This is a genomic window from Angustibacter speluncae, assembly GCF_054777815.1.
In genome coordinates this window covers 1-19,330 of sequence record NZ_BAAHAF010000091.1, presented here as the reverse complement: position 1 = coordinate 19,330, position 19,330 = coordinate 1, and the positions used below count along the sequence as shown (strand labels likewise).

Sequence of the window (19,330 nt, the reverse complement as noted above, 5' to 3'; positions counted from 1 at the left end):
GCTAGCCGCCGGCGTTCGCCGACCAGTCCGGCAGCTGCTGGAACGACCAGGAGTTGCCGTCCGGGTCCTGGACGTGGACGAACCGGCCCCACGGCTGGTCGTCGACCTCGCTCGCGTCGACCCCGCGCTCGCGCAGGTACGCGCGGGTCGCGTCGGCGTCGGCGACGACGCACTGCAGGTTGTCGAGCGAGCCCGGCGCCATCTGCGTGAGCCCCTGGCCGATCGCGATCGAGCAGCCCGACCCCGGCGGGGTCAGCTGCACGAAGCGCACGTCGTCGCTGACCACGTGGTCGTGGTCGACGACGAAGCCCAGCCCGTCCGCGTAGAACGCCTTCGCCCGGTCGACGTCGGACACGGGCACCGCCACCAGCTCCAGCCTGATCTCCATGGGCAGGACGCTACGCACGGAAGCGGTCACGTGGTGTCCTCCTCGGCGCCCGGTCGCGGCGTGGGCCAGGATGACCGGGTGACCGACCCGACCGAGCCCTTCCCCGGGCTGCCCACCGTCCTCGCGCTCGAGGGGCTCGAGCTGCTCGCACCGGCGGTGGCCGGTGTGATCGGCTCGGTCGACCAGGCCCGGGTCGGGGTGATCGACCCCGACCTCGCCGACACCGCCGCGTTCTGCGAGGCGTACGACGTCCCGCTCGACGCCTCGGCGAACTGCGTGGTCGTCGCCGGCCGCCGCGGCGACGCCGTCCGGTACGCGGCCTGCGTCGTGCTCGCCACCACCCGCGCGGACGTGAACGGGCTGGTGCGCAAGCGGTTGGACGCGCGGCGGGCCTCGTTCGCACCGATGGACGACGCGGTCGAGCTGACCGGCATGGAGTACGGCGGCATCACACCCGTCGGCAGGCCGGACGGCTGGCTGCTGCTCGTCGACGCCGCCGTCGCGGCCGCGCCGTGGGTCGTGGTCGGCAGCGGTCTGCGCCGCTCGAAGCTGGTGCTGCCCGGGGCGGCGGTCGCCGCCCTGCCGGGCGCCGAGGTCGTCGAGGGACTCGGACGGTGAGCCTGCTGCCGTCCCGCGAGGAGCTCGCCGCCCGCGCCGCCGCGCTCGACGCCGCCGACCCGGTCGGGCACGCCCGCGACCGCTTCGACCTGCCCGGGGGCACGATCTACCTCGACGGCAACTCGCTCGGCGCCCTCCCCCGCGCGGTGCCGGACGCGGTGGCCGACGTGGTCCGGCAGCAGTGGGGCACCGACCTGATCGCGTCGTGGAACACCCACGGCTGGTGGGACGCGCCGCTGCGCGTCGGTGACGCCGTCGGCGCGCTGGTCGGCGCGGCACCGGGGCAGGTGGCGGTCGGCGACTCCACCTCGGTGAACCTGTTCAAGTGCTTCGTCGCCGCGGCGCGGATGCGTCCCGGTCGCCGGGTGGCGGTCTCGGACCCGGGCGTCTTCCCCACCGACCAGTACGTGCTCGAGGGGGCGGCCCGCGTCGCCGGGCTCGAGATCGTCCACGCGACACCGGATCTCATGCCGGACGTGATCCGCGAGCACGCCGACGACGTGGCCCTGGTGTCGGTGTCGCAGGTCGACTACCGCACGGGCGAGCTGTGGGACCTGCCGGCAATCACCACGGCAGCGCACGAGGTCGGCGCGCTGGCGATCTGGGACCTCTGCCACTCCGCCGGCGTGATCGAGGTCGGGCTCGACGAGCACGGTGCCGACCTCGCCGCCGGCTGCGGCTACAAGTACCTCAACGGCGGCCCGGGGGCGCCGGCGTTCGTCTACGTCGCCCACCGCCACCAGGACGCCTTCGACCACCCGCTGACCGGCTGGCACGGCCACGCCCGCCCGTTCGCCATGGAGGGCTCGTACGCGGCGGGCGAGGGCATCGCCCGCACCCGCGTCGGCACGCCCCCGCTGCTGTCGGTGCTCGCGCTCGAGGCCGCGCTGACCGCCTACGACGGGCTGCCGCTGGCCGACGTGCGGGCGAAGTCGTCCACCCTCACGGGGTTCTTCCTAGAGTGCCTCGACGCCCTGCTGCCCGGCCTCGAGGTGGCCACCCCGCGCGACCCGCGCCGCCGCGGCTCCCAGGTGGCCGTGCGGCACCCGCAGGCCTGGGGCGTCGTGCAGGCGCTGATCGCCCGCGGGGTGGTCGGCGACTTCCGCGAGCCCGACATCGTCCGGCTCGGCTTCGCCCCGCTCTACCTCTCGCACGCCGACGCGCTCGCCGCCGCCGAGCACCTCGCCGGCGTGCTCGACGCGGAGGAGCACCTGGACGAGCGGTACGCCGTCCGCCCCACCGTCACGTAGTCGAAGACCTCGGCGCCGGACCCCTCCACGGGGGTCCGGCGCCACGGTCTTCGCCCCCGACCGGGCAGCCCGGCCGGCACGGGCGGGCACGCCCCGTCCACCCGCGCGACCGCAGCGCCCGGACGACCTGCGCCGCGGTGCTGCACGGGGCACCGGCGACGTGCTCCCAGCGGTACCGCAGGGTGATCTCCGTCGTCCCGATCACGACCTCGTTGTCGCGCCAGGTGTCCGCGGCCGTGCGCCCGCCCGGGTGGGCGAGCCGCCCGTCCAGCTCGGCCCGCACCGGGGCGACCCGGCACCGGGCGTCGGCGCGGATCCACCAGCCGTCGAGCCGCTCGCGCACCTGCGCCTCGAAGCGCGGCAGGCCGTGCCGGCGGACCACGTCGCGGTGGAAGCGCAGCTCCAGCGGCGACTCGACGCCGGCTTCGCACTCCTGCAGCGCCTGCAGCGCGAGCCCCCGCCAGCGCCAGCGCGGTCGGGGCACGAGCAGCTCGCGCACGGACTGCGGGTGCACCCCCGCCCGGACGCCCTCGCAGAGCAGGGCGACCACCGCGTCGGCGTCGCGGCAGGCGGGCAGCAGGTCGACCACGGTCTCCGGGGCACGGGTGCGCGGCGGCAGGACCCGGGCGACGGCGCGGTCGAGGTCGACCCGGCTCCGGACGCGCACACCGGGCACGTCCCGCACCTGCCGCGGCGCCGGCACCGCGACCTCGACGACGTCCGGTGCGCGCCTGGTCATGCCGAGCTCGAACGCCGCTGCGCGCCCGGCGAGCGCCGCACCTGGCCCGGCGTACAGCACCGCGGCCCAGGCACGGGTGCGCCACCCCCGCGGTCCCGCGTGGGTGACGTAGACGCAGGGCAGGACGCGCACCCACCGTCCGGTGCGCACGCGGCACTCGAGCCACTTGCGGGTGCGGCCGCTCGCCAGCACCTGGGCGCGCGTCACCGCACCCGCCTGCCGGCGGACGTGCTGGAAGAGGTCGTCGGGCACCCGGCGAGGCTGCCGCACCGGGGCAGCCCGGGGCCGCGCGCGGACGAGCCGCTGTGGACGACGCGCCATCCGGAGTTCCTGTGGACGACGCGGCGAAAGACCTCGGCGCCGGACCCCTCCACGGGGGTCCGGCGCCGAGGTCTTCGGGTTGCGGGCGCCTACCAGCCGCGCTCGGCGAGGCGGTGGGGCTGCGGGATCTCGTCGACGTTGATGCCGACCATGGCCTCGCCCAGGCCGCGCGAGACCTTGGCGACCATCGCGGGGTCGTCGTGGAAGGTGGTGGCCTTGACGATCGCGGCGGCGCGCTCGGCCGGGTTGCCCGACTTGAAGATGCCGGAGCCGACGAAGACGCCCTCGGCGCCGAGCTGCATCATCATCGCGGCGTCGGCGGGGGTGGCGATGCCGCCCGCGGTGAACAGCACGACCGGCAGCTTGCCGGTGGAGGCGACCTCGGCCACCAGGTCGTACGGCGCCTGCAGCTCCTTGGCGGCCACGTACAGCTCGTCCGGCGACAGCGAGCGCAGCCGGTTCAGCTCGGCGCGGATCGTGCGCATGTGCGTGACGGCGTTCGAGACGTCGCCGGTGCCGGCCTCGCCCTTGGAGCGGATCATCGCCGCGCCCTCGGTGATGCGCCGCAGCGCCTCGCCGAGGTTGGTGGCGCCGCAGACGAAGGGGACGGTGAACTTCCACTTGTCGATGTGGTTGGCGTAGTCGGCCGGGGTCAGCACCTCGGACTCGTCGACGTAGTCGACGCCGAGCGACTGCAGCACCTGCGCCTCGGCGAAGTGCCCGATGCGGGCCTTGGCCATGACCGGGATCGAGACGGCCTCGATGATGCCGTCGATCATGTCGGGGTCGCTCATCCGCGAGACGCCGCCCTGGGCGCGGATGTCGGCGGGGACGCGCTCGAGGGCCATCACGGCGACGGCGCCGGCGTCCTCGGCGATGCGGGCCTGCTCGGGGGTGACGACGTCCATGATGACGCCGCCCTTGAGCATCTCGGCCATGCCGCGCTTGACGCGCGTGGTGCCGGTGGTGGGCTCGGTGCTGGTCTCGCCGGACATGCTTCCTCGCAGTGCTCGTGCGCGGCCGACGGCCGCAGGTGACGGGACGAGGGTAGGACCCCGTCAGCCCAGGGTCACACCCTGGGTGGGCGAGACGAGCACCACCCACACCTGGCCCGCGGCGAACGGCATCTCGGCGCCGTTCAGCGTGAACGAGGTGGTCGCCGACCCCTCCGGGCGCGACCACTGGGCGTTGAACGCCTGCCCGTCGCGCAGCACGGTGGCCTGGCCCGAGCCGGTCAGCACGACGTCGGGGGTGACGGCGCCGGTGACGTCGCGGTTGCCGCTCGCGACGACGGGCACCTGCTGGAAGACCACGGTCGTCGGTCCGACCTGCTTGCCCTCGGAGTCGACGTCGGCGGTGCCGTCGGTGGTGAGCAGCCAGCGCTGCTCGCCCGCGCTCCAGACGAACTGCAGCAGGGCGAGGTTGTAGCGGGTGGCGCCGCTCGACACGGGGGTCCCGCCGGCGGGCAGCGGGCCGAACCGGAACCCGATGTCGGCGGGGGCGACGCTGCCGCCGGCCCGCGCGAGCAGGGCCGCCGGGTCGCCGATGACGTTGTAGGGGGCGGACCGACCGCCCTCGCGGCGGAAGCCCTCGCCCGAGGTGTCCATGCTGACGTGCACGAGCGGCGTCTGCCGCAGCTGGACCACCGTGCCCTCGGAGCCGCCCGAGTAGGCGAACGCCACCGGCCCGTAGGGCTGCAGGATGCTGCCGTCGGACACCCGGGCGCTGCGGACCGGGCCGACCTGCGCCGGCATCCGGGTCGAGAACACCGCGTTCAGCCGGGTGGCGCCGCCCTCGACCGGCTCGACGTAGACGACGTCGGCGCTGTTGATGCCGACCCGCGGCCGCGCCTTGGCCGTGTTGTCGATCTTCACCGCGAGCACGGGACCGTCGGCGACCGGCAGGCCGGTGAGGACGCTGCTGCGCAGCACCGGCGCGACGGTCTCGGTGTTCTCCGACACCACCGGGGCCCGCGTGGTGGTCGTGGGGGCCGCCGTGGGCTCGGCCTCCGGCTCGTCCGAGCAGGCGGCCAGACCGGTGGCCAGCAGGGCGGCGCCGAGCAGCGCGAGGACGCGGACGAGCGGGGGACGACGGGTCGAGCGGGTCACGGCACCGACGGTAGCCCGGTGCGCGGCCCGTCCTGCGGAGCGGCCCGGAACGGGGCGTCGTCGAAGTCGACGGTCCGCGGCCGGGGTGCGCTGCCGGCCAGGCGGGCCCACCGCACCAGGCGCTTGCGCCGCAGCGCGGTGGCGTGGCTCACCGCGTCGTTGTGGAACCGCCGGGCCAGCGCGACCCGGTGGCCGAGCGCACCGAGCTGGTCGAGCAGGTGGTCGGTGCGGGCGGGGTGGTCGTCCGGCAGCGGGTCGAGCGTGGCCCGCAGCGCCCGGGACAGGTCGCTCTCGGCCGACTCGCGCTCCTCGCTCAGCGCCTCGAGCCGGCTGCGCGAGAACGGGTCGAGGGCGACCTGGGCGGCACGCCCCTCGCCCGCCTCCAGGGCCGTGGCGGCGGCACCGGCCACCAGCAGGGCGCTCGCCGGGTCGAGCGTCCCGGTGGCGGTGAGCTCGAGCGCCGCCTGGGCGCGCCGCAGCAGCTGGTCGTCGAGGGCGACCGCCGCGCCCTCGACCCGGCGGTGCAGCCGGTCGAGCCGGCGCGCGCAGAACAGCAGGTACCAGCCGAGGGCCACCACGGCCGCCGCGACGAGGAGCAGCAGCGGCAGCCACAGGTCGGCGCCGCTCACCGGCGCCACCGCCCGAGCAGGCGGCGGCCGAGGCTCTCCTCGTCGTCGTCCTCCTCGCCGGCGGGACGCGGCTCGCGGCCGGGCGCGACCATCGCGTACACCTCGAGCAGCTGGTCGGCGACGGTGTCCCAGTCGTAGCGGCGCACCCACTGCGAGCCCCGCTCGCGCAGGCCCGCGCGGGCGTCGTCGTCGTGCAGCACCTCGACCAGGCGCCTGGCCAGGGACGCCGGGTCGCCGGTGGTGAACAGCGCGCCGCAGCGGCCCTCGTCGAGCACGCGGCGGAAGGCGCCCAGGTCGCTCGCCACCACCGCCGCGCCGGCGCTCATCGCCTCGACGAGCACGATGCCGAAGCTCTCGCCGCCGGTCTGCGGGGCGACGTAGGCGTCGACCGACGCCAGCAGGTCGGCCTTGTCGCGCTCGCTGACCTCGCCGAGGAAGGTGACCGCCTCGGCGTCGGCGCCGAACCGCTCGCGGCCCTCGTCGAGGTCGCCCCGCCCGGCGACGAACAGGTGCACGCCCGGCACCTCGCGCCGGACGCGGCCGAACGCGTCGGCCAGCACCTGCAGGCCCTTGCGGGGCTCGTCGATCCGGCCGAGGAACGCGAGCGTGCGCCGCTCGGGGGTGCCGCGCCAGCGCTCCTGCGGCGTGGCCGAGGTGAACGCCGAGCAGTCGACGCCGTTCGGGATGACGACGGCGTCGCCGCCGAGGTGCTCGACGAGGGTGCGCCGGGCGTCCTCGCTCACCGCGACGCGCGCGGAGATCTTCTCCATCGCCGGCCGCAGGAACGGGTACGACACCGTCAGCACCCGGGAGCGCTCGATCGAGGTGTGGAACGTGGCCACGACCGGCACCTCGTCCGAGGCCCACAGCGTGATGAGCGACAGGCTCGGGATCTGCGGCTCGTGCAGGTGCACGAGGTCGAAGTCGCCCTCCGAGAGCCAGCGGCGCACCCGGGCCGACGTCAGCGGGCCGAAGGTGAGCCGCGCGACCGAGCCGTTGTACGGGACGGGCAGCGCGCGCCCGGCCGGCACGACGTACGGCGGCACCGGGGTGTCGTCGTCGGCCGGCGCCAGGACGCTGACCTCGTGCCCGAGCCCGATCAGGTGCTCGGCCAGGTCGCGGATGTGGAACTGCACGCCGCCCGGGACGTCGAGCGAGTACGGGCAGACGATGCCGAGCCTCACGTCGCCGCCCCGCGGGTCGCGTCCCCGTGCGCGCGGGCCAGCCGCGCCCGGTCGAGGTCGTCGACGAAGACGGGCTGCAGCATGTGCCAGTCCTGCGGGTGCTCGGCGATGCCCCGGCCGAGCCCGTCGGCGACCGCCTGGGTGAGCGCCTGCACGCGCGCGGCACGGCCGTCGGCGGCCGGCGGCTCGATCGGCTCGCCGAACCGGATCACGGTGCGGTACCCCGACCCGCCGCCGACGGAGCGGCGCTCGGCGCGCGGCACCCGCTCGTACCAGATGCTCACCGGCGTCAGCAGCGCGCCGGTGACCTCGGCCAGCGACGCCGGCCCGGCGGCCACCCGCGCCCGGTGGCCGACCAGGTCGACCTCCACGCCGGTGCGGCTGAGGTCGCGGTCGCACAGCAGGGGCACCAGGCCGCCGCCGCGCAGCACCCGCACCAGCGACGTGAACACCCCGTCGTCGCCGAGGGCCAGCACGTCGATGCCGATGCGGGTGCGGTAGGCGACGAAGGCGTCGTAGACCTCGACCGGCTCGAGCCGCTCGGCGACGGTCGTGACCCGGTGCAGGTCGAGCGCCGACCAGGCACCCGCGAGGTCCCAGTTGCCCTGGTGCGCCAGGGCGGCCACCACCCCGCGACCGGACGCCAGCGCCTCCCGCACCGGGACGTCGCCCTCGACCCGCACGGACGCGCGCACCTGCTCCGGCGACCAGGACGGCAGCCGGAACGAGTCGCACCAGTAGCGCAGGTACGACCGCATCCCCTCGCGGGTGAGCGCCCGCAGCTCGTCCGGCGCCAGGTCGGGACGGACGCGACCGAGGTTGGTCCCGAGCCGCCGCACGCCCCCGACGCCGCGCCACCAGGCCAGGTCGGCGACGAGGCGGAACAGCCCGTACGCCAGCGGCGCCGGCAGGAGCCGGACGACCCGCCAGCCGCCCAGGTAGACCAGGGCCGAGAGCCGGCGCCTCACCGTCCGGTCACCGCGGCGGCCGGGGGCTCGGCGTCGAGCGCGGTGCGCGCCTGCCGGTGCACCTGCGCCATCCGCTGGACGACGGTGACGGCGGCCGCGAGCGCGAGCAGCGCGAGCACCACCACCAGCACCACCGGCGGGAGGCCGAGCCCGTCGGCGAAGACGGCGACGAGCACGACGAGGATGCGGTCGGCCCGCTCGGCGATGCCGCCGGTGGCGGTCATGCCGAGCCCCTCGGCGCGGGCACGGGCGTAGGGCACGACCGAGCCGAGCACGAGGCACGCCAGCGCGGCGGCCAGGCCCGCGCGGTCGACCGCGGCGCCGTCGGGCCGGGCGAACCACAGCACCAGGCCGACGAAGAGCGCGCCGTCGGCGACCCGATCGAGGGTGGAGTCGAGGAACGCCCCCCAGGTCCCCGAGCGGCGCACGCCGCGGGCCGCGAGCAGCCGCGCCATCATCCCGTCGACCGAGTCGGCCAGGACGACGACCGTGATCACCAGCGCCCCGACGACGAACTCGCCGCGCGGCAGGAACCACAGGGCGGCGACGACGGTGCCGACCGTGCCGGCGACGGTGACGGCGTCGGGCGAGACGCCGAGCCGCACGAGCGCGCGGGCGACCGGGGTGAAGAGCGCGGCACCGAGGCGGCGCAGGTGCTGGGTGAGCATGGCGCCCTCAGGGTAGTGGGGTCGGGGCACTCGTCAGGGCACCTCCGGACGCGGTAGGACTGGTCGCATGTCGCAGCGGACGGACGCAGGGACGCGGGCCGGGACCGTCCGCAACGTCGTGCTCGTGGGCCACGCGGGAGCGGGCAAGACCTCGCTGGTCGAGGCCGTCCTCGCCGGCACCGGGGCGATCCCGCGCGCCGGGTCCGTGGCCGACGGCACGACGGTCTGCGACCACGACGACGTCGAGAAGCGGCTCGGTCGCTCGGTGGCGCTGTCGGTCGCGCACACGACGGTCCCCCACCCGACCGAGCCGGGCACCGACGTCCGGCTCACCTTCCTCGACACCCCCGGCCACCCGGACTTCGTCGGCGAGCTGCGGGCCGGGCTGCGCGCCGCCGACGCGGCCCTGTTCGTCGTCTCGGCCGTCGACGGGGTCGACGGCGCGACCCGGCTCGCCTGGGACGAGTGCGCCGCCGTCGGCATGCCGCGCGTGGTCGTGGTCACCCACCTCGACCGCCCCCGGGCCGACTTCGACACCGTCCTGGAGATCTGCCAGCGCGTCTTCGGCGAGGGGGTGCAGCCGCTGTACCTGCCGATGCTCGGCGACGACGAGGTGCCGGTGGCCCTGCTCGGCCTGCTGTCGTGGACGGTGTTCGACACCTCGTCCGGCGAGCTGGAGGCCCGGCCCGCCGAGCCGGGGCACGTCGAGGCGGCGCAGGAGCGGCGCAACCAGCTGGTCGAGGGGATCATCGCCGAGTCCGAGGACGACGACCTGCTCGACCGCTACCTCGAGGGCAAGCGGGTGTCGTACGACCAGCTCGTCACCGACCTCGAGGCCGCCGTCGCGCGCGGTTCGTTCTTCCCGGTGCTGCCGGCGGTGCCCACGTCGGGGCTCGGCGTCCGCGAGCTCGTCGAGGTCGTCGTGCGCGGCCTGCCCGGCCCGGACGAGCACCCGCTGCCGCGCGTCACCCGTCCCGACGGCTCGCCCCGGGCGGCGGCCACCGCCGACCCCGACGGCCCGCTCGTCGCCGAGGTCGTGAAGACGACCTCGGACCCCTACGTCGGCCGGATCAGCCTGGTGCGGGTCTTCTCCGGGCGCCTGACCGCCAGCGACGAGGTGCACGTCAGCGGGCACCTGGTCTCCGAGCGCGGCGAGGTCTCGCAGGAGGGCCACGACGTCGACGAGCGCGCCGCCGGCATCTCGCTGCCGCAGGGGGCGACGCTCGTGCCCGTCCCCGAGGCGGTGGCCGGCGACGTCGTCGCGGTGAGCAAGCTGCTCCACGCGGAGACCGCCGACACGCTGTCCTCACCGTCCGACCCGGCGCTGATGGAACCGTGGGTGCTGCCGGAACCGCTGCTGCCGGTGGCGATCTCGGCACCGTCGACCGCGCAGGAGGACAAGCTCGTGCACGGCCTGGCGCGGCTGCAGGCCGAGGACCCCACCGCCCGCGTCGTCGTCGACCCCGACACCGGCCAGCAGGTGCTCTGGTGCATGGGCGAGGCGCACCTGGAGGTGCTGCTCGAGCGGCTCGCGGCGCGCAGCGGCGTGCAGGCCGTCACCGCGCCGGTGCGGGTCGCCGTGCGCGAGACGGTGACCGGGACGGCGACCGGGCACGGCCGGCACGTGAAGCAGAGCGGCGGGCACGGCCAGTACGCCGTCGTCGACCTCGAGGTGGCGCCGCTGGAGCAGGGCGGCGGCTTCGAGTTCGTCGACCGCGTGGTCGGCGGGTCGGTGCCCCGCCAGTTCGTCGGCAGCGTCGAGAAGGGCGTGCGGGCGCAGCTCGCGAAGGGCGTCCGCGCCGGGTACCCGATGGTCGACGTCCGGGTGACGCTCACCGGCGGCAAGGCGCACAGCGTCGACTCCTCCGACGCGGCCTTCATGACCGCCGGCGCCCTCGCGCTGACCGAGGCCGCCACCGCCGCCGGGATCGCGTTCCTCGAGCCGGTCGACGAGGTCGACGTCGTCGTCGACGACGAGTTCGTCGGTGCCGTGATGGCCGACCTGTCCGGCCGCCGCGCCCGCGTCACCGGCTCCGAGCCGGACGGGTCGGGGCGCACCCGGGTGCGCGCCCAGGTGCCCTCGTTCGAGCTCACCCGCTACGCCGTCGACCTGCGCGCCATCGCGCACGGCACCGGGACGTTCACCCGTTCCTACGCGCAGCACTCACCCGCTCCGCCGCACGTGGCCGACCGGCTGACGTCCGGCTGAGGTCGCCGCCCCGCTCGCAGGCGCCCGCGCACGGGGCCGGACGGGGCACCCGCGCGGCCGTCCGGGTGGACCCACCGCACGCACGGCGACGACGGTCCCGGCGCGGCGCATCATGGGACGCATGGGGACCGACCTGCACGCCGACGACGACGTTGCCCGCTGCCAGCTCATCCTCGACACGCTGTCGGGGCCGCGGGTGATCTACCGCGAGGGCGAGGCCCGGGTCGACCTGTCGGCCTTCGACCGGCCGTTCGCGCCCGCCGTGCAGCGCACCGGCTCGGCGCTCGCCGCCCGCCGTCCCGCGGCCGGCTGAGCGCGCCGCGCCGACGTACCCTCGCCCGCGTGGACGAGGACGAGGCACGCGGCCGCGCCGCCATCGAGGCGAACGTCCGGCTGGCGCTCGACGAGCTCGGCCCGCTGGTCGAGGGCGGGCTGCAGCTGGACCGCGACGGCGTCGCGTGGGTCGAGGGCTACCTGGAGCGGACCCGCGCGCGGGTGGACGTCGCGCCGGACGGCGGGCTGGCCGCCGTCGTGGCGAGCTTCGTCGGCGAGTGCCTGGTGCGCGCGGCGGACGCCCGGTGGGCGCTCGTCGACGGGCGCTGGGCGGTCGTCTTCGCGAACGGCGACGCCGCGTTCCCGTTCGACAAGGTCGCGAAGGTGGTCGAGCACGGCCTCGACGGCGGCGAGTCGGTCCTGTCCTTCCACGACGTGGCGCTCGACCTCGTGGCGACCGGACGGCTGCGCCGCGGCGACTGACGTCAGAGCGACCGAGGTCAGGCGGTCGGCCAGGCCGCCGCGAGCCGGTCGCGGGTGTCCCCCAGCAGCTGCGGCAGCGCCTTGGTGCGCGCCACGACCGGCAGGAAGTTCGCGTCGCCGCCCCAGCGCGGCACCACGTGCTGGTGCAGGTGCGCCGCGATGCCCGCGCCCGCGACCTCGCCCTGATTGAGACCGAGGTTGAACCCGTGCGGCGCCGACACCGACCGCACGACCCGCATCGCGGTGCGCGTCAGCGCGGCCACCTCGGCCACCTCGTCGTCGGTGAGGTCGGTGTAGTCGGCGACGTGCCGGTACGGGCACACCAGGAGGTGACCGGGGTTGTACGGGTAGAGGTTCAGCACGACGTAGGCCACCTCGCCGCGCGCGACGACGAGCGAGGCCACGTCGTCCTCGCTCGTCGCGGCGCGGCAGAACGGGCACTGCGGCCCCTCGTCGCCGTCCTGCGGCTTGTCCTCGCCCTCGAGGTAGACCATCCGGTGCGGCGTCCACAGCCGCTCGAACGCGTCCGGGTCCCCCGGGTGGTCGGCCCGCGGCTCGCGGGCCGCGTCGTCGGCCACGCTCAGACCTGGGACCGGGTGCGGACGGCCTCCACGACCCGCGCGACGGCCTCGTCGACGGGGACGCCGTTGTCCTGCGACCCGTCGCGGAAGCGGAAGCTCACCGCGCCGGCCTCGGCGTCCTCGCCCCCGGCGATGAGGACGAACGGCACCTTCGACTTGGTGGCGTTGCGGATCTTCTTCGGGAACCGGTCGTCGGACTCGTCGACCTCGACCCGGATGCCGTGCGCCTTCAGCTTCCTCGCCACCTCCCAGAGGTGGTCGACGAACGGCTCGGCGACGGGGACGCAGGTGACCTGCACCGGCGACAGCCAGGGCGGGAACGCGCCCGCGTAGTGCTCGGTGAGGACGCCGATGAACCGCTCGATCGAGCCGAACTTCGCCGAGTGGATCATCACCGGGCGCTGCCGGGTGCCGTCGGCCGCCTGGTACTCGAGCTCGAAGCCGCGCGGCTGGTTGAAGTCGTACTGGATGGTCGACATCTGCCAGGTGCGGCCGATGGCGTCGCGGGCCTGCACCGAGATCTTCGGCCCGTAGTAGGCGGCGCCGCCGGGGTCGGCGACGAGCTCGAGGCCCGCACCGAGCGCGACGTCCTCGAGCACCTTGGTGGCGACCTCCCACTCCTCGTCGTCCCCGATGAACTTGTCCTTCTTCGCGTCGTCGCGGGTGGAGAGCTCGAGGTAGAAGTCGTCGAGGCCGAAGTCGCGGAACAGGCTGAGGCAGAAGTCGAGCAGGTGCTTGATCTCACCCGGCGCCTGCTCGGCGGTGACGTAGGAGTGCGAGTCGTCCTGCGCGAACCCGCGGACGCGGGTGAGCCCGTGCACCACGCCGGACTTCTCGTTGCGGTAGACGTGCCCGAACTCGAACAGCCGCAGCGGCAGCTCGCGGTAGGAGCGGCCGCGCGAGCGGTAGATCAGGTTGTGCATCGGGCAGTTCATCGCCTTGATGCGGTAGGCGCCGGCGTCGACCTCGACCGCCGGGAACATGCCCTCGGCGTAGTACGGCAGGTGCCCGGAGGTGTGGAACAGCCCCTCCTTGGCGATGTGCGGGGTGCCGACGTACTCGAAGCCCTCCTCGATGTGCCGGCGGCGGACGTAGTCCTCCATCTCGCGCTTGATCACCCCGCCCTTGGGATGGAAGACCGGCAGCCCCGAACCGATCTCGTCCGGGAACGAGAACAGGTCGAGCTCGGCGCCCAGCTTGCGGTGGTCGCGTCGCTCGGCCTCGGCGAGCCGCTCCTTGTGGGCGACCAGGTCGTCCTTGGTGGGCCACGCGGTGCCGTAGACCCGCTGCAGCTGCGGGTTCTTCTCGCTCCCCCGCCAGTACGCCGCGGCGGTGCGCATGAGCGACCAGCCGTTGCCGATCAGCCGGGTCGAGGGCAGGTGCGGCCCGCGGCACAGGTCCTTCCACGCCAGCGAGCCGTCACGACGCAGGTTGTCGTAGATGGTCAGCTCGCCGCCGCCGACCTCGGCGTCGGCGCCCTCGGCCGCCTCCGCGACGTCGCCGCCGCCCTTGAGCCCGATCAGCTCGAGCTTGTACGGCTCGGACGCCAGCTCGGCGCGGGCGTCGTCGTCCGACACCACCCGGCGGGCGAAGGTCTGGCCCTCCTTGACGACGCGCTGCATCTGCTTCTCGAGGCGCTTGACGTCATCCGGGGTGAACGGCTCGGCGACGTCGAAGTCGTAGTAGAAGCCGTCGGTGACGGGCGGGCCGATGCCGAGCCGCGCGTCGGGGAACAGCTCCTGCACGGCCTGGGCCAGCACGTGGGCGGTGGAGTGCCGCAGCACCGCGAGCCCGTCGGGCGAGCCCAGGGTGACCGGCTCGACGACGTCGCCGTCGGCCAGGACGTGGGTGAGGTCGCGCAGCTCGCCGTCGACGCGGGCGACGACGACGGCCTCGGGGCCGTTCGCGGGACCGGCGTCGGCGAGCACGTCGGCAGCCGTCGTGCCCTGCTCGACCTGTCGCTCGCTCCCGGAGACGACGACGGTCAGCTGGGCAGGCACGGTGGGGCTCCTTCGGTCCGGGAACGGGTGGGCGTGCGGTCCCGATGCTATCGGCGCCACCGGCGACGCCTCGCCCGCGTTCCTCCTCGACAGCGACGGGCCCTCGACACCGCCGGGGGCCGCGACGATCATGCCGCCATGACGGACGGGCCCGGCGCGGGAGACGACGTCGAGGACCTCGACCGCGCGCTCGCGGCGCTGGAGTCGCAGCGCGCGGTCCTCGGCGACGCCGTCGTCGACGCCGCCGTCGGCGCGCTGCAGGAGCGCCGGGCCCGGCTGCGGCAGCCGGGCGAGCAGCGCAAGCTCGTCACCGCCCTGTTCGCCGACCTGGTCGACTCCACGCCGCTGACCACGCGGCTCGGCGCCGAGACGATGCGCGAGGTCATGCGCTCGTACTTCCGGCGCTGGCGCGACGCCGTCGAGGAGGAGGGCGGCGTGGTCGAGAAGTTCATCGGCGACGCCGTGGTGGGGGTGTTCGGCACCGGGGTCGCGCACGAGGACGACCCGCACCGCGCGGTGCGGGCGGCGCTGCGCGCGCTGGACGACCTCGCCGACCTCGACGCCCGGGTGCAGGACGAGCACGGGGTCGGCCTGCGGGTCCGGGTCGGCATCGACACCGGCGAGGTGGTGCTGGGCGCGGTCGGCGAGCGCGGCGACGACGGCCCGGTGGTCGTGGGCGGGACGATGAACCGGGCCGCGCGGCTGCAGGCCGCGGCACCGGTCGGGGGCGTGCTGCTCTCGGCCGCCACCGCCCGCCAGGTGCGCGGCGCGTTCGCGCTGCAGCGGCTCGATGCGGCACGGCTGAAGGGCTTCGACGGGCCGGTCGAGGTCTACCAGGTGCACTCCGCGCAGTCGCAGGGGTTCTGGCCGCAGACGCGGGGTGTCGAGGGCGTGACGACCCGCACGGTCGGACGCGAGATCGAGCTCGGCCGGCTGCAGAAGGCGTTCGCGGACATGCCGTCCGAGCCGTGCTGGACGGTCGTGACCGTGCTCGGGCACGCCGGCATCGGCAAGACCCGGCTGCTGAGCGACTTCGAGTCGTGGCTGGCCGGGCTGCCGACCGGGGTGTGGCTGCTGCGCGGGCGCACGGCCCCCACCGACGGCGCGGCGCCGTACCGGCTGCTGCGCTCGGCCTTCGCCGAGCGGCTCGGCGTGCAGGACGACGACGACACCGCCCGGGTGCGCGACGCGTGGGTGTCGGGGCTGGCCTCGATGGCCGACGACGACCCGGACGTCGACCCCGAGGCGCTCGCGGCCTGGCTCGGGTTCGGCCTGGGCGACGTGCCCCGGCTGGACGCCTGGCGGCACGACCCGCAGGCGCTGCAGCGCGCGGGCCGCCGCTCGCTCGGGGCGCTGCTGCGGCGGCTCGGGCGCACGGCGCCGGTCGTGCTGCTGCTCGAGGACCTGCACTGGGCCGACGACGCCAGCCTCGACTGGGTGCAGGAGTGCGCCGCGTCGCCGCAGGGCCACCCCGTGCTCGTCGTGGCCAGCACCCGTCCCGCCCTGCTCGACCTGCGCCCGCACTGGGGCGAGGGGCTGCCCGGCGCGGTGACGGTCCGGCTCGGCCCGCTGTCGCGGCGCGAGAGCGGCGAGCTGGTCGGCGACGTGCTGCAGCGCGCACCGCACGTGCCGGAGCAGGTGCGGCGGCTCGTCGTCGACGCCAGCGAGGGCAACCCGTTCTTCATCGAGGAGCTCGTCGCGTGGCTCATCGACCAGGGGGTCGTGCGCACCGGCGAGGACGGCTGGACCGTCGACGCCGACGTGGTCCCCTCGCACAGCGTCCCCGGGACGCTGCGGGGCGTCCTGCAGGCGCGCCTGGACTCGCTGGCACCCGACGAGCGCGGCGTCGTCGACCGGGCCAGCGTCGTCGGCCGCGTGTTCTGGGACCGCGCCGTCGAGCGCCTCGCCGAGGGTGCCGTCGGCGCCGACGGCGCTGCCGACGGCGCGCGGTCGGACGCCTACCAGCGGCTGCGGGCCCGCGAGGTCGTGCACCAGCGGCCGACGTCGGCGTTCGAGCGCACCCGCGAGTTCGCCTTCCGGCACGCGCTGCTGCGCGACGTCGCCTACGACGGGCTCCTGCGACCGCGACGCCGCAGGTACCACTCGCTCACCGCGGCGTGGATGCAGGAGGCGGTGCAGGCCAGCGGTCGCGCCGACGAGCACGCCGCGACGGTCGCGCACCACCTGCTCGAGGCCGGCGAGGGCGCGGCGGCGGCGTCCTGGCTGCTGCGAGCAGGGCGCCACGCGGCCCGCGCCTTCGCTGTGCCGCAGGCGCTCTCGCTGCTCGAGCAGGCGGCCGAGCACGCACCGGCCGACGACCCGGACCTGCGGTTCGAGGTGCTGTCGGAGCAGGAGCAGGTGCTCGACCGCGCCGGACGGCGCGAGGAGCAGCGGCGCGTGCTGGACGCGCTGATGGAGGCCGCGGTGGGCGACCCGGCCCGGCGCGCGCGGGCGCTGGTGGCGCAGGGCCGGTGGCTGTTCTTCCACTCCGACTACGCCGACGCCGTGCCGGTCGCCGAGGAGGCGGCCGGGCTCGCCCGCGAGGCCGGCCGCGGCGACCTCGAGGTGCAGGCGCTGCTGGTGACGGGTCGGAGCCTGGCGTTCCGCGGCCAGCACGCGGCGGCGCGCGAGCACCTGACGGCGCTGCTGCCGCTGGCCCACGACGCGGGGTCGTTGCGCGACGTCGCCGAGGTGCTGCGGCTGCTCGGCGTGGTGGCGACCAACCTGCACGAGCCGGAGACCGCGACCGACCTGCTCACCCGCTCGGTGCGCACCTACCGCGAGGCCGGCGACGCCGAGGGCGAGGCGATGGCGTCCGGGCAGCTGGCGACCCTGCACCAGCTGACCGGGCGGCTCGACGACGCGCGGCGCGCGACGGAGGACGCGCTGGCGTTCTTCGTCGCCAGCGGCCACCGCCTGCGGCAGGGCATCGTGATGGGCAACCTGGTCTCGATCGCCCTGGAGCAGGGCCGGCTCGACGCCGCGCTGCGCACCGGGCTCGAGACGCTCGCCCTCACCGAAGAGCTCGGCGACGCCGAGGGCGTCGTGTCGAGCCTGTTGCGGCTCGGCGAGACCGCCCGGCAGACAGGTGATCTCACCGCAGCCCGCGCCTGGTCCGACCGCTCGGTCGCGCAGGGACGCGAGTACGAGCTGCACTACTTCGTGGCGTTCGCACTGTTCTCGCTGGTGCTCGTGCAGCTGGCCGAGGGCGACCTGGACGCCGCACGCCGCACGGCCGCGGAGGCGGCCGACGAGGCGGTCCGCAGCGAGGTGCCGGGCGCGGTGGCGCGCGCGGGCCTGGTCGAGGCCCTGGTGCAGCAGGCCGAGGGTGACGCCGAGGGAGCCGTCGAGCCGCTGCGCCGCTCGCTCGACGAGCACCTCGCGCTCGGGCTCGAGGTCGAGGCGCGCGAGGTGCGGGCGCACCTCGCCGACGTGCTCCTCGAGGCCGGGCGGGCCGAGGAGGCGGCCGACCTCGCCCGCGCGGTCGCGACCGAGGCGCTCGACGTCGGCCACCCGCCGGGCGGGCTGGAGCCGGGACGACTGGTGCTGCTCGTCCACCGGGTGCTGCGGGCCGTCGGCGACCCGCTCGCGGACCGGCTGCCGGCAGCCGCCGCCCGGTTCGTCGAGGAGCGGTCGTCCGCCGTCACCGACGACGCCGTGCGGGCGGCGGTGCTGGCCACCCCCGTCGTCGGGGCGCTGGTCGCGCTGGCCGGTCAGCCGCCGAGCAGCACCTCGTCACCGACGCGGACGGTGCCCGCCTCGACCACCGAGCAGTAGACGCCGAGGCAGCGCTGCGGCTCGCGCGTCACCTCGAGCACCGCACCGCCGACGCGCACCCGTCGGCCCACCCAGCCGCGTTCGGCGCCGGGCCGGGCCAGGTCGAGGACGAGGTTCGCGCGCGGCTCGGGATCGCACCCGGTCGGTGCGTCCGGCGCCGACACCGCACCGTGGCTCGCCAGGTGCACGGCCGCCACCTGCTGGTGGCCGCCGGGCACGTCCTCGACCTGCACGTCGGCGCCCACCAGGTCGGTGAGCGCGTCCGCGGGCTCGACGACCAGGTGCCCCCCGATGCTGCGGGCACGCACCCCGCGCAGCGCGGGCACCTCCTTCGCGGTCACGGGCTCGCCGGTGGCCGACCGCAGCGCCCAGCGCCGGTCGTCCTCGAGGCCCTCGGCGGTGACCGCGACCGCCTCGAGCGCCTCGCCGTCCGCCGACTTCAGCGGGTACCGCACCAGCGCCCGCACCGTCCCGACCGCCTCAGTCATGGCGTCAGCGTAGGCGTCTCAGCCTCCACCCACCCATCGACCGGCCCGCCCGGGAGCCGGCAGCCGCCGCAGCGCCTCGTCGGCGCGCACCTGCGCCTCGTGCGCACGCAGCCGCTCGGTGCCGAGCAGGACGCCGAAGGTGAAACCGTTCTCGCCGGCGAGGTGGGCGGCGACGCCGAGACGGCGCAGCGCGGTGCGGGTGACCGCGGCGTCCTGGTGCTCGCCCAGGGCCTGTTGCAGCGCCTTCGCCCGCCGACGCAGACGGCGAGACCCCTTGCGCGCCAGCGGTTCGGACAGCTCGGCCGCGTAGCGCAGCCGCTTCGCCGTCTTGCGCACCTCGTGCAGCGCCGCGTCGTGCGCCGGCCCCGACGCGCGTCGGGCCGACCGGGCAGCGCGGTGCACCCGGCGGGCGTCGCGGTGCACCAGCTCGGGCACGACGTCGGCCGCCGGGCGACGACCGCGGCGCCGCGGCGGGAGGTCGTCGGCGACGGCGTCGAGGGCGTCGAGCAGGCGGACGTACCGCTCGGACGCCAGGGCGTCCTGCGCGCGCGCGGCGGCGAGGTCGCGGTCGCGGTGCAGCTCGGTGCGCACCCGGGCGGCGACGGGGCCGAGCACCAGCTCGGACGGCTCGGCGGCGACCGCCTCG

General features: G+C 75.9%; 18 protein-coding genes. 6 read left to right on the top strand and 12 right to left on the bottom strand.

Annotated features, from left to right (window positions below; translation table 11 throughout):
* Position 1: 1 nt before the first annotated feature.
* A complete protein-coding gene (locus tag ACYVKY_RS11635; protein ID WP_460435150.1) occupies positions 2–388 on the bottom strand; it encodes a glyoxalase superfamily protein in 387 nt (128 codons plus the stop codon).
* Between the two features lie 78 nt (positions 389–466).
* Here ACYVKY_RS11635 and ACYVKY_RS11630 point away from each other — a divergent pair, with 78 nt between their 5' ends.
* Positions 467–1,006, top strand: coding sequence for a YbaK/EbsC family protein (locus tag ACYVKY_RS11630; RefSeq protein ID WP_460435149.1), 540 nt, complete (start codon positions 467–469; stop codon positions 1,004–1,006).
* Entirely contained in the window at positions 1,003–2,256 is a 1,254-nt protein-coding gene (kynU, locus tag ACYVKY_RS11625) for a kynureninase (protein WP_460435148.1), read from the top strand. Before ACYVKY_RS11630 ends, kynU begins: the two co-directional genes overlap by 4 nt.
* On the opposite strand, the gene ACYVKY_RS11620 is transcribed toward kynU, so the two are convergent.
* The 7 genes from ACYVKY_RS11620 to pgsA form a co-directional block, all read right to left on the bottom strand.
* Positions 2,249–3,247: a type IV toxin-antitoxin system AbiEi family antitoxin domain-containing protein gene (locus tag ACYVKY_RS11620; protein WP_460435147.1), complete on the bottom strand. Its 999-nt coding sequence runs from the start codon at positions 3,245–3,247 to the stop codon at positions 2,249–2,251. The two genes, kynU and ACYVKY_RS11620, sit on opposite strands and share 8 nt — an antisense overlap.
* 158 nt (positions 3,248–3,405) lie before the next feature.
* Positions 3,406–4,311, bottom strand: a complete 906-nt coding sequence (gene pdxS / locus ACYVKY_RS11615) for a pyridoxal 5'-phosphate synthase subunit PdxS (protein ID WP_460435146.1) — start codon at positions 4,309–4,311, stop codon at positions 3,406–3,408.
* Between the two features lie 63 nt (positions 4,312–4,374).
* Positions 4,375–5,424, bottom strand: a complete 1,050-nt coding sequence (locus tag ACYVKY_RS11610) for a DUF3048 domain-containing protein (protein WP_460435145.1) — start codon at positions 5,422–5,424, stop codon at positions 4,375–4,377.
* Complete coding sequence (locus tag ACYVKY_RS11605) at positions 5,421–6,053, bottom strand: hypothetical protein (RefSeq protein ID WP_460435144.1); 633 nt, start codon at positions 6,051–6,053, stop codon at positions 5,421–5,423. Before ACYVKY_RS11605 ends, ACYVKY_RS11610 begins: the two co-directional genes overlap by 4 nt.
* A complete protein-coding gene (locus tag ACYVKY_RS11600; RefSeq protein ID WP_460435143.1) occupies positions 6,050–7,237 on the bottom strand; it encodes a glycosyltransferase family 4 protein in 1,188 nt (395 codons plus the stop codon). Before ACYVKY_RS11600 ends, ACYVKY_RS11605 begins: the two co-directional genes overlap by 4 nt.
* Positions 7,234–8,205, bottom strand: coding sequence for a phosphatidylinositol mannoside acyltransferase (locus ACYVKY_RS11595; RefSeq protein WP_460435142.1), 972 nt, complete (start codon positions 8,203–8,205; stop codon positions 7,234–7,236). Before ACYVKY_RS11595 ends, ACYVKY_RS11600 begins: the two co-directional genes overlap by 4 nt.
* Positions 8,202–8,873, bottom strand: coding sequence for a phosphatidylinositol phosphate synthase (gene pgsA / locus ACYVKY_RS11590; protein WP_460435141.1), 672 nt, complete (start codon positions 8,871–8,873; stop codon positions 8,202–8,204). The genes ACYVKY_RS11595 and pgsA overlap by 4 nt, the downstream gene beginning before the upstream one ends.
* A 67-nt stretch (positions 8,874–8,940) precedes the next feature.
* On the opposite strand from pgsA, the gene ACYVKY_RS11585 reads away from it, so the two are divergent.
* The 3 genes from ACYVKY_RS11585 to ACYVKY_RS11575 all read left to right on the top strand — a co-directional run bounded on the left by ACYVKY_RS11585 (position 8,941) and on the right by ACYVKY_RS11575 (position 11,838).
* The gene (locus tag ACYVKY_RS11585; RefSeq protein WP_460435140.1) at positions 8,941–11,082 is read left to right on the top strand and encodes an elongation factor G; all 2,142 of its coding nucleotides are present in this window, start codon (positions 8,941–8,943) and stop codon (positions 11,080–11,082) included.
* Positions 11,083–11,203: 121 nt separating this feature from the next.
* Positions 11,204–11,395 (top strand): hypothetical protein, encoded by a 192-nt coding sequence (locus ACYVKY_RS11580; RefSeq protein ID WP_460435139.1) that lies wholly within the window; start codon positions 11,204–11,206, stop codon positions 11,393–11,395.
* 29 nt (positions 11,396–11,424) lie between these two features.
* The gene (locus tag ACYVKY_RS11575) at positions 11,425–11,838 is read left to right on the top strand and encodes a hypothetical protein (protein ID WP_460435138.1); all 414 of its coding nucleotides are present in this window, start codon (positions 11,425–11,427) and stop codon (positions 11,836–11,838) included.
* Positions 11,839–11,855: 17 nt separating this feature from the next.
* Here the strand turns inward: ACYVKY_RS11575 and ACYVKY_RS11570 are convergent, their stop codons facing one another.
* Positions 11,856–12,416 (bottom strand): HIT family protein, encoded by a 561-nt coding sequence (locus ACYVKY_RS11570; RefSeq protein WP_460435137.1) that lies wholly within the window; start codon positions 12,414–12,416, stop codon positions 11,856–11,858.
* A gap of 2 nt (positions 12,417–12,418) precedes the next feature.
* Positions 12,419–14,419 (bottom strand): threonine--tRNA ligase, encoded by a 2,001-nt coding sequence (thrS, locus tag ACYVKY_RS11565; protein ID WP_460435136.1) that lies wholly within the window; start codon positions 14,417–14,419, stop codon positions 12,419–12,421.
* A gap of 138 nt (positions 14,420–14,557) precedes the next feature.
* Between thrS and ACYVKY_RS11560 the strand changes: the two genes are divergently transcribed.
* Positions 14,558–18,196 carry an ATP-binding protein gene (locus ACYVKY_RS11560; protein WP_460435135.1) on the top strand — a complete coding sequence of 1,213 codons (3,639 nt, stop codon included), beginning with the start codon at positions 14,558–14,560 and terminating at the stop codon, positions 18,194–18,196.
* Here ACYVKY_RS11560 and ACYVKY_RS11555 read toward each other — a convergent pair.
* Positions 18,133–18,684, bottom strand: coding sequence for an MOSC domain-containing protein (locus tag ACYVKY_RS11555; protein WP_460435134.1), 552 nt, complete (start codon positions 18,682–18,684; stop codon positions 18,133–18,135). The two genes, ACYVKY_RS11560 and ACYVKY_RS11555, sit on opposite strands and share 64 nt — an antisense overlap.
* An 18-nt stretch (positions 18,685–18,702) precedes the next feature.
* A partial coding sequence (locus ACYVKY_RS11550) for a CHAD domain-containing protein (RefSeq protein WP_460435133.1) occupies positions 18,703–19,330 on the bottom strand: 628 nt, incomplete at its 5' end.

Excerpts from the sequence above, each read along its gene's own strand:
- ACYVKY_RS11635 (WP_460435150.1), bottom strand. The coding sequence starts at position 388 with ATGGAGATCAGGCTGGAGCTGGTGGCGGTGCCCGTGTCCGACGTCGAC.
- pdxS (WP_460435146.1), bottom strand. The coding sequence starts at position 4,311 with ATGTCCGGCGAGACCAGCACCGAGCCCACCACCGGCACCACGCGCGTC.
- pgsA (WP_460435141.1), bottom strand. The coding sequence starts at position 8,873 with ATGCTCACCCAGCACCTGCGCCGCCTCGGTGCCGCGCTCTTCACCCCG.
- ACYVKY_RS11585 (WP_460435140.1), top strand. The coding sequence starts at position 8,941 with ATGTCGCAGCGGACGGACGCAGGGACGCGGGCCGGGACCGTCCGCAAC.
- ACYVKY_RS11580 (WP_460435139.1), top strand. The coding sequence starts at position 11,204 with ATGGGGACCGACCTGCACGCCGACGACGACGTTGCCCGCTGCCAGCTC.
- ACYVKY_RS11560 (WP_460435135.1), top strand. The coding sequence starts at position 14,558 with ATGACGGACGGGCCCGGCGCGGGAGACGACGTCGAGGACCTCGACCGC.
- ACYVKY_RS11555 (WP_460435134.1), bottom strand. The coding sequence starts at position 18,684 with ATGACTGAGGCGGTCGGGACGGTGCGGGCGCTGGTGCGGTACCCGCTG.